This window comes from Caproiciproducens sp. MSJ-32, from assembly GCF_018918055.1.
Lineage (GTDB): Bacteria > Bacillota > Clostridia > Clostridiales > Clostridiaceae > Clostridium.
In genome coordinates this window covers 1-3,496 of record NZ_JAHLPS010000125.1, presented here as the reverse complement: position 1 = coordinate 3,496, position 3,496 = coordinate 1, and the positions used below count along the sequence as shown (strand labels likewise).

Genomic DNA, 3,496 nt, shown 5'->3' with positions numbered 1-3,496 from the left:
ACTCTCAAAAATTTAATGATAAATCTGGTGACAATGGCGTAGAGGAAACACTCCTTCCCATTCCGAACAGAACAGTTAAGCTCTACAGCGTCGATGGTACTGCAGGGGAAGCCCTGTGGAAGAGTAGAACGTTGCCAGGTAAAAAAGACTTAAGAATTTATTCTTAAGTCTTTTTTTATCTAAAATTAATTATTTAGTTAATACTAATCCCTTACTTCTAATACAAGTACATTCTTTTGGTTCAGTACTATGTAAGCATTGATACTTAACTTTTTTTGGAGCTTGTATTTCTGTTAATTTTTTCTTGTCTTTATTATTATCTTTCATTTTTATATCTCCTTTTATAGCATATAATAATTAATATTATATATTATGAGATAATAATTATCAATTAAATATAAATGGAATAATATAAAAATTTATCAACAAAATTTTAAATTGTATAAAATTTATTGTTGATAAATTTTTATACTATGTGGATAGAATTATTCAAAGAACGATTTACCTTAAAAAAAATATAATAAATTAAGAATGGATTTGGTCAATAAGGAGGAGCCATCTGTGAAAAATATAAATAAAGAATCTTTGAAAAAAGAATTCAAGGAAAGATTTTTAGAATTAATCGGAAAAAGAATAGAGGATGGTACAAAGGAACAAAAATATTATGTTTTGGGAAGTTTAGTAAGAGAATATTTAATGAATGATTGGCTAAATACTCAAGATAGATATAAGGAAAGTAATCAAAAGGAAATATATTATTTTTCAATGGAATTTCTAATAGGAAGATTATTAAATGATAGTTTATTAAACTTAGGAATTAGAAAAATTTGTAAGGAAGCTTTAGCAGATTTAAATATAGATTTAACTGAGTTAGAAGAATTAGAAAATGACCAAGGATTAGGTAATGGAGGCTTAGGTAGATTAGCTGCTTGTTTTTTAGATTCTATGTCTTCATTAGGGATAGCAGGTCATGGGTGTGGAATAAGATATAAATATGGTTTTTTTAATCAAAAAATAATAGATGGAAAGCAAGTAGAGTTTTCTGATAATTGGTTACAACAAGGTAATCCTTGGGAGATTAAAAAGAGGGATGAAGCTGAAATTGTTAAATTTGGTGGTGAAGTAAGGTTAGAAAATATAAATAATAAGCTTATTGCTACTCATTACAATTATGAAGCGGTATTAGCAGTTCCTTATGATACACCAATTACAGGTTATAATAATGGAGTAATTAATACACTAAGATTATGGAGTGCAGAAGCTATTGATAATGAATTTAAGTTTGATGTTTTTAGCAGAGGGGATTTTATAAAAGCATATGAATATAAAAATTCAGTGGAGTCAATTAGTTCAATATTATATCCTAATGATTCAAGTTATGAAGGAAAAGTTCTTAGACTGAAACAAGAATATTTTTTTGTATCAGCTGGACTTCAAAGTATAATTAAAAAATATAAAAAAAATAATGGAGATATAAGAAGATTAAATGAAAAAATTGCTATTCATATAAATGATACTCATCCTGCGCTAGTAATTCCTGAATTGATTAGAATATTAATAGATGAAGAAGGATTATCCTGGGAAGAAGCTTGGGACATAACGAATAGAACTGTGGCTTATACAAATCATACTATTTTATCGGAAGCTTTAGAAAAATGGCCAATAGATATGGTTAAAATGCTCTTACCTAGAATTTATATGATAATAGAAGAAATTAATGAAAGGTTCTGCAAGGAATTATGGTCTAGATACCCAGGTGATTGGTCTAGGATAGCAAGAATGGCAATAATAGCTGATGGCTATGTTAAAATGGCTCATCTTTCTATTGTAGGTAGTCATAGTGTAAATGGAGTTGCAAAACTTCATACTGAAATATTAAAAAAGAGAGAAATGGTAGATTTTTATAATTATTATCCTCAAAAATTTAATAATAAAACTAACGGTATCAATCATAGAAGATGGTTATTAAAAATAAATCCAAAATTAAAAGATCTATTAATTGAAAATATAGGAGAAAGCTTTATTAAAGATCCTTTAAGACTGATAGAATTTAAAGATAAATTAAAAGATAAGCTAGTCTTAGAGGGATTATGTAGAATTAAATTAGATAATAAAATTAATTTAGCTAATTATATATATAATACAAAAAATATTAAAGTTGATCCTAGATCTATATTTGATACACAAATAAAAAGAATTCATGGGTATAAGAGGCAAATCCTAAATTGTCTCAGAATAATGGATTTATATAATAGAATAATAGAAAATCCTTGTATTAGTATAAATAGTAGAACTTTTATTTTTGCTGGTAAAGCTGCACCAGGATATTTATTAGCTAAAAATGTTATTGAATTGATTAATGTAATTGCAGATAAAATAAATAATGATAAGAGAGTAAATGATAAAATAAAAGTAATATTTATGGAAAATTATAATGTTTCATTGGCCGAAAAAATAATTCCGGCAACTGACTTAAGTGAACAAATATCTATGGCTACAAAGGAAGCCTCAGGAACATCTAATATGAAATTTATGATGAATGGAGCTTTAACTATTGCAACATTAGATGGAGCAAATATTGAAATAAAAGAAAATGTAGGAGAAGATAATATAATTATATTTGGAACAAGATCAGAAGAAGTATTAGAAATATATAATAATCATAGTTATTATTCTTATGATTTATACAATAAGGATTATAGGATAAAGAGAGTAGTAGATAGTTTAGTAGATGGAACTTATTCTAGTGATAAAGATAGATTTAGAATAATTTACGATAATCTTTTGAAATATAATGACGAGTTTTTAGTATTAAAAGATTTCAATAGCTATTTAGAAGCCCAAGAGGAAGTTGATAAATTATATAATGATCGCTGTAATTGGCAAAAAAAGTGTGGAATAAATATAGCTAGTTCAGGAGTATTCTCATCAGATAGGACTATACTTGAATATTTTAATGAAATTTGGAATTAAGATTTTGATATATTTTTATAAAGTGAACTCTTATATAGAGTTTGCTTTTTTTTATTAAATATTCTCTACAAAATATGTTTTAATTTTTATATTTTTGACAAAATTAATAGACAACTAATCCTAACGTATCACTATAAGAAATTAAAAGAAATATGGAAAGTTATAGAGAAATAATAATATATTTTAATTATTTAAATAATGTTATATCCTATAAAAAAATATTAACATGATAATATAGTCAATGTCGCTACGGACAAAATATTTAAAAAATATAAATATAATTTAAAAAAAGAAAAAAATGTTGACAAATTTCTCATATAAGGATATAATAAAAAAGTCGCTTGAGGGCGATAAAGAAAATCAAATGAGAATTTGAAATTGGTCTTTGAAAATTGAACAGAATATTAAGTAAAGATAAACCAGCAATTCTTTTGAACGTCTAAGATTAACTCAAAGAAATTTGAGACAGATTAAACTTTTTAGTGAGAGTTTGATCCTGGCTCAGGACGAACGCTGGCGGCGT

2 protein-coding genes and 1 rRNA gene are annotated in these 3,496 nt (G+C 25.9%); 2 read left to right on the top strand and 1 reads right to left on the bottom strand.

What is annotated here, in order from left to right; genetic code table 11:
* Positions 1-23 precede the first annotated feature (23 nt).
* Positions 24-140 (top strand): 5S ribosomal RNA (gene rrf / locus KQI16_RS12470).
* A gap of 49 nt (positions 141-189) precedes the next feature.
* On the opposite strand, the gene KQI16_RS12465 is transcribed toward rrf, so the two are convergent.
* A complete protein-coding gene (locus KQI16_RS12465) occupies positions 190-327 on the bottom strand; it encodes a hypothetical protein (RefSeq protein WP_216434868.1) in 138 nt (45 codons plus the stop codon).
* A 234-nt stretch (positions 328-561) separates the two neighbouring features.
* Between KQI16_RS12465 and KQI16_RS12460 the strand changes: the two genes are divergently transcribed.
* Entirely contained in the window at positions 562-2,973 is a 2,412-nt protein-coding gene (locus KQI16_RS12460) for a glycogen/starch/alpha-glucan phosphorylase (RefSeq protein ID WP_330654230.1), read from the top strand.
* The last annotated feature ends 523 nt before the right edge of the window (positions 2,974-3,496 follow it).